At 61.4% G+C, this 5,326-nt stretch carries 6 protein-coding genes; 1 reads left to right on the plus strand and 5 read right to left on the minus strand.

The genetic code is table 11. The features are described from left to right. The 5 genes from ACTHL0_RS03415 to cynR all read right to left on the minus strand — a co-directional run. Nucleotides 1-1,621: ABC-F family ATP-binding cassette domain-containing protein (locus tag ACTHL0_RS03415; RefSeq protein ID WP_440565183.1), on the minus strand; the 1,621-nt coding region annotated here is incomplete at its 3' end. Nucleotides 1,622-2,245: 624 nt separating this feature from the next. Beyond that, nucleotides 2,246-2,725, minus strand: coding sequence for a nuclear transport factor 2 family protein (locus ACTHL0_RS03420; RefSeq protein WP_018437280.1), 480 nt, complete (start codon nucleotides 2,723-2,725; stop codon nucleotides 2,246-2,248). Between the two features lie 126 nt (nucleotides 2,726-2,851). Further along, nucleotides 2,852-3,100, minus strand: a complete 249-nt coding sequence (locus tag ACTHL0_RS03425; RefSeq protein ID WP_440565184.1) for a hypothetical protein — start codon at nucleotides 3,098-3,100, stop codon at nucleotides 2,852-2,854. A gap of 212 nt (nucleotides 3,101-3,312) precedes the next feature. Next, nucleotides 3,313-3,636 (minus strand): DUF4148 domain-containing protein, encoded by a 324-nt coding sequence (locus ACTHL0_RS03430; protein WP_440565185.1) that lies wholly within the window; start codon nucleotides 3,634-3,636, stop codon nucleotides 3,313-3,315. Between the two features lie 452 nt (nucleotides 3,637-4,088). Beyond that, on the minus strand, nucleotides 4,089-4,979 hold the full coding sequence (gene cynR / locus ACTHL0_RS03435) for a transcriptional regulator CynR (protein WP_440565186.1): 891 nt from the start codon (nucleotides 4,977-4,979) through the stop codon (nucleotides 4,089-4,091). A gap of 151 nt (nucleotides 4,980-5,130) precedes the next feature. Here cynR and ACTHL0_RS03440 point away from each other — a divergent pair. Next, nucleotides 5,131-5,326: carbonic anhydrase (locus ACTHL0_RS03440; protein ID WP_440565187.1), on the plus strand; the 196-nt coding region annotated here is incomplete at its 3' end.

Raw genomic sequence — 5,326 nt, forward strand, 5'->3', positions numbered from 1 at the left:
GCAGGAACTGCTGATAGTCGTCCAGATCGCCGTCGAAGGGCTCGACGCCGCCCTTGGTGACCAGCCAGAACTCATCACATACCGCACGTAGCAGGGCCCGGTCGTGACTGACCAGCATCACCGTGCCTTCGAATTCGTTGAGCGCCATGGCGAGCGCTTCGCGTGTGGCCAGGTCGAGGTGGTTGGTCGGCTCATCGAGCAGCAGCAGGTTGGGACGCTGCCACACGATCATGCACAACACGAGCCGCGCCTTTTCGCCGCCGCTCATCGTGCTAACCGCTTGATGGACCATGTCGCCGCTGAAGTTGAAGGTGCCGAGGAAGGTGCGAAGCGACTGTTCGGTTCCACTCTGGCCAGGGGCGCGCATGTGAGCCGGCGTGTCCTTCGCAAGGCGAATCATGTGTTCCAACGGCGTGTCGAGCGGGCGCAGCACGTCGAGCTCCTGCTGTGCGAAATAGCCGATGTTCAGACCTTTGCCTTCGCTGATTTCGCCGGCGATCGGCGCCAGCGCGTGCGCCACCGTCTTTACCAGCGTGGACTTGCCTTGGCCGTTGGCGCCGAGAATGCCGATCCGCTGCCCGGCCAGCACCGAACGGTTGATGCCCCGCACGATGACCGTGGGTGCTGTGCCCGGCGGTGCGTCGGCCGGGGCGGGGTAGCCGAAGCTCGCGTCCAGCATCGACAGCAGCGGGTTCGGGATGTTGAGGGGCTCCTTGAACTCGAAGTTGAACTCCGCGTCGGCAAGTACCGGCGCGATCTTCTCCATCCGCTCGAGCGCCTTGACCCGGCTCTGGGCCTGTTTCGCCTTCGATGCCTTGGCCTTGAATCGGTCGATGAATTTCTGCAGATGAGCGATCTTGTCCGCCTGCCTGGCCACCGCGGCCTGCTGCAACACGAGCTGCTCGGCACGCATGTCCTCGAACTTGCTGTAGTTGCCGCCATAACGTACGAGCTTCGCGTTGTCGACGTGCACCGTCACCTCTGTCACCGCGTCGAGGAATTCGCGGTCGTGGCTGATTGCGACCATCGTTCCCTGATAGCGCTTGAGCCAGGCTTCCAGCCAAACGAGCGCGTCGAGGTCCAGGTGGTTGGTTGGCTCGTCGAGCAGCAGCAGGTCGGACGGGCACATGAGCGCGCGCGCCAACTGCAGCCGCATGCGCCAGCCGCCGGAGAAGCTGTTGACCGGCTGGCTAAGCTGCGCAGCACTGAAGCCAAGGCCCAGGATCAGCGCTTGGGCACGTGCGGGGGCATCATGTGCGCCGGCGTCGTGCAGGGCCATGTAGGCGTGCGCCATGCGCATGCCGTCGTCACTAGCCTCGGCGGCGGTTACTTCGGCCTGCGCGGCCAGTAACACCGTGTCACCCTCGATGACGAAGTCGGTCGCGCTCTGCTCCGTCTCCGGCATCTCCTGGGCGACCTGGCTCATCTTCCACGCGGCAGGAATCGAGAACTCGCCGCTGTCTTCGTGCAGCGTGCCGTTGAGAAGGCCAAAGAATGACGATTTACCGGCGCCATTGCGGCCGACAAGACCAATCTTTTCGCCGGGCGTGAATGTGATAGACGCGCGGTCGAGTACGACATTGACGCCGCGGCGCAGCGTGAGATTACGGACGGAAATCATAAGGAGCTACTTCGGAGAGGATTGGCATGATAGCCCAGCGGACGTCCAGGACTGCCTATTTTCGGGTCCTCTTGCGCTTTGCGGCGCCCACCGGCAATCAAGCGAGGTAGGCGTTGGCGCATCACGCGTACCGGCTGCGGGGCCAGCGAACATGGCGGTGAATGGCAGATCTTGGCCCGAACGGCCGCCGGCGCTGTTCCGGACACAGTGCTCGCTAACTATGTCATTGATCCCTGCTGCCGTCGCCATGCGCATCGCGGAGTCTTCGCCGTCATGCTGCGGCCCGACGCCGCCACCCTCAACGCACGGTGGCGCAAATGCGTGCTGCGAGCGCATGACGAGTTCGTTACACGGGCTCGCTTGGGCGGCAAAAGCGCGGGTGGTGTTGGGGGCGCTGTGGAGCAGATTTCGGTTCGCCAAGCTCGCTCCCGGACTGCTCGATGGGGGCAGCAATCGTCTGAGGGCGGACTAGGTGAGAAGGACAGCGAGACGACCAGGAACCCCCAAGCGGGGGCGGGGGTGCTCCCTCATTGCGAACTTCGGGAGGCCGTCGCAGAAGCTGTCTCACCTTTGCCTTTGCTTCCCCGAGTGCGTCCAATCGAAGCGATACGATCAGCCTGGCTATTAGAGGCCGAGATCTGACAAGCCGGGATGATCATCCGGACGGCGGCCGAGCGGCCAATGGAACTTCCGCTCTTCTTCCTTGATTGGCAAATCGTTGATGCAAGCGTAGCGATTCACCATCAGACCGTCCTCGCGGAACTCCCAGTTCTCGTTGCCATAGGACCGGAACCAGTTACCAGAGTCGTCACGCCATTCGTAGGCGTAACGCACGGCGATCCTGTTACCAGTGAACGCCCACAGCTCCTTGATGAGACGATATTCGTGCTCCTTCGACCATTTGCGCTCAAGGAACCCTCGGGCTTCATTGCGGCCGTTTGCGAATTCAGCACGGTTGCGCCAGCGAGTATCCAGGCTATATGCGAGGGACACTTTGGCAGCGTCGCGGGTGTTCCAGCCATCCTCGGCCAGGCGCACTTTCTCGACGGCGGATTCGCGAGTGAAAGGAGGGAGCGGCGGACGGATTTCAGTATTAGTCGACATGGTATTACCTCAGTGGTTGGTGGATGAAGACCCGAGACCCGGCCGAAGGTTGAATAAGAGCAGTGCTGCGAGTCCTTGATCGCTCGGTCTGGCGATTAGCCCGTGTACATGGCGGACTTCGCTCGCTTACGCCGCAAAGGTGATGTAACCGCCAGAGTGCGTCATGATGTGCGCCCAACGCACGGCCGCGTACAGGCCCTCGGCGCACGCAAAGTCGCTGCCGTCAATCGCGACGACCCACTCGTCTTCTTTGAGGCGTAGCGCGAGTCGTTGGTGGTCGACCAGATCGCTGTACCAGCGCCATGTGGCTAAGTTTGACTCGTCCGACTGCAGAGCTTGATGAAGGACAGCGACTTCGTAATGTGAGTGGCTCATGACAGTCTCCGTGAAGTACCGACCTTTATATGATGTAGACCGGTCTGTATCCGATGGGCGACGCGATTGCCCGGGTTCGGTTCGTTCGCTAGGCAAACTAGTGAGCGAATCGTTACGACTGAATGTGGCGAGAATGAAGCACGCGGACGTGCCAGGACTTGCGCGATGCTTCAGATCGCGTGGCGTCTAGTATCCGCGCTGCCGTTGGACGGCTATTGGCCGAAATAGATTGGCTGCATGCCGTCGTTGTCGACGTGACGAGCAGTCTTGGGAACACCCGCTGACGACGAGCCTGCCTCGGCGACACCGCCATAGCTCGCATCCCCGCGTTGCGCTGCCAGGCGTGCTTCGGCCGCCTGAATCTTGGCGGGGTAGGTGGGGTCTTCTCCACGAGACTGGTCGTAGCCCACAGCACGCAGTTGCGCGAGTTCCGCGTGAACCTGGGCGCGAGTCAATCCGGACGTGTCAGTGCCTGCGAAAACGGGGCTGGTGACAGAGGCAGCGATAACGAGTACCGCAAGGAAGCGAGATTTCATGATTCTCTCCAAAGAAACAGTGACGACGGAGCAAGAATGCATCAATCCGGCTATAGGGTCTAAGACCGATATCCTATGTTCTCTATAGGCTGAGCTAATAGTTTTGGTGATGGGTTGAGAAGCCCGTTTTCTGACCAGACTGCAGCCTTCTCGGAATGCGCCGTTGCTAGCTTCCGTCCCGCGATTGCCGAATCTAGGCCCGGTGCTCGAGTTGCTTAGTGCCAACCCCGGCTGTCTTCAACGCCGCGTAAATCACAATCCAGTTCCTGGCCGAAGTCGAGCGCCCACTCCTCACCTCACCGTCTTACCGCACGGTCATGCTCGTCAGCTGAAGCTTTGCGATGCCGACACCGCCGGCGCGGGTTGTGCGAAGTGGCGTAGGTGTCGGAGCTAACGGAGAGCGCGTTAGGTGTCGATCTCTTCGCTTCGCGCGTCGCGCGCCGCGATCTCCATTAGCGTCGGAAGTTCTCCGTCAATTCCATCAACACCTGGACGAAGGCCTTGCTCGCTGCCGTCCGATACGCGTCCTTGCGTTGCAGCAGCACGGCCGTGCGCGTCGGCAGCGGCGGGTCGAGCAGCACGGGGTGCAGCTCGGTATGCTCGCGCGCGATGCCGTCGGGCAGTACGGTTGCGAGCTGCCCACGCCGCACGATCTCGACGATCGCACTGATCGAACTGACGTCGATGGCAACCTGCGGGAGAATCCGGTTCTGCGTGCAGTATTCGTCGATGTAACGCCGCGTCGCGAACGCCTTGTTAAGCAGCACCAGCCGTTCGTTGGCGAAGTCCTGCGCGGACAGCGGCTTGCGGCGCGTCGCGCGCGCATGGCCGCCGCCGACGACGAGGCTCAGCGTCTCGCGAAACAACGGCTCGCTTTCGATTTCCGCGGTGTGGACGGGCTCGAACGCGATGCCGGCGTCGAGCCTGTCATCGGCGAGCTGCGCTTCGATCTGATCCTGCGTGATTTCCTGAATGTCGATCGCGATGCCGGGATGCAGGCCATAAAAACGATCGATCACGGGCCCCACGAGATACGCCGTGAAGGTCGGCGTCACGGCAAGGCGCAGATTGCCGCGGCTCAGTTCGCCGACGTCATGTATCGCCCGCACGCCGGCATCCAGATCCTGTAGCGCGAGCTTCGCATAGCGCATCCACGCCGCGCCCGCATCCGTAAGTTGCACGTTCCGCCCCGAACGGTCTAGCAGCTGCGTGCGCAGCGTCTCTTCCAGTTGCCGTATCTGCTGCGACAGCGTGGGCTGCGAAACGTGCAGCGCCTCGGCGGCGCGCGTGAAATTGCGGTGTTCCGCGACAGCCAGGAAATAACGGATATGGCGCAACAGCATGGCGAATTCCTCGTCCTCGAATAACTATTGGTGTTGCCTATGGTGAGCATCATAAACCCGTCTTGGACACTATGACGGAACGGGTTCATTCTCTGTTCAACGCATCGCACTGAGCGACACGGCAACGAACGCAGATTGAATGGAGCAGACCATGAAAGAGATCATCGACGGTTTTCTGAAGTTTCAGCGGGACATCATGCCCGCGCGCAGGGAGTTGTTTCGCAAGCTGGCCACCAGTCAGACGCCGCGCACACTGTTCATTTCCTGTTCCGATAGTCGCATGGTTCCCGAACTGGTCACGCAGCGCGAACCGGGCGATCTGTTCGTGATCCGCAATGCCGGCAACA

Source organism: Trinickia sp. (assembly GCF_051961175.1).
In the GTDB taxonomy this organism is placed as follows: domain Bacteria; phylum Pseudomonadota; class Gammaproteobacteria; order Burkholderiales; family Burkholderiaceae; genus Trinickia.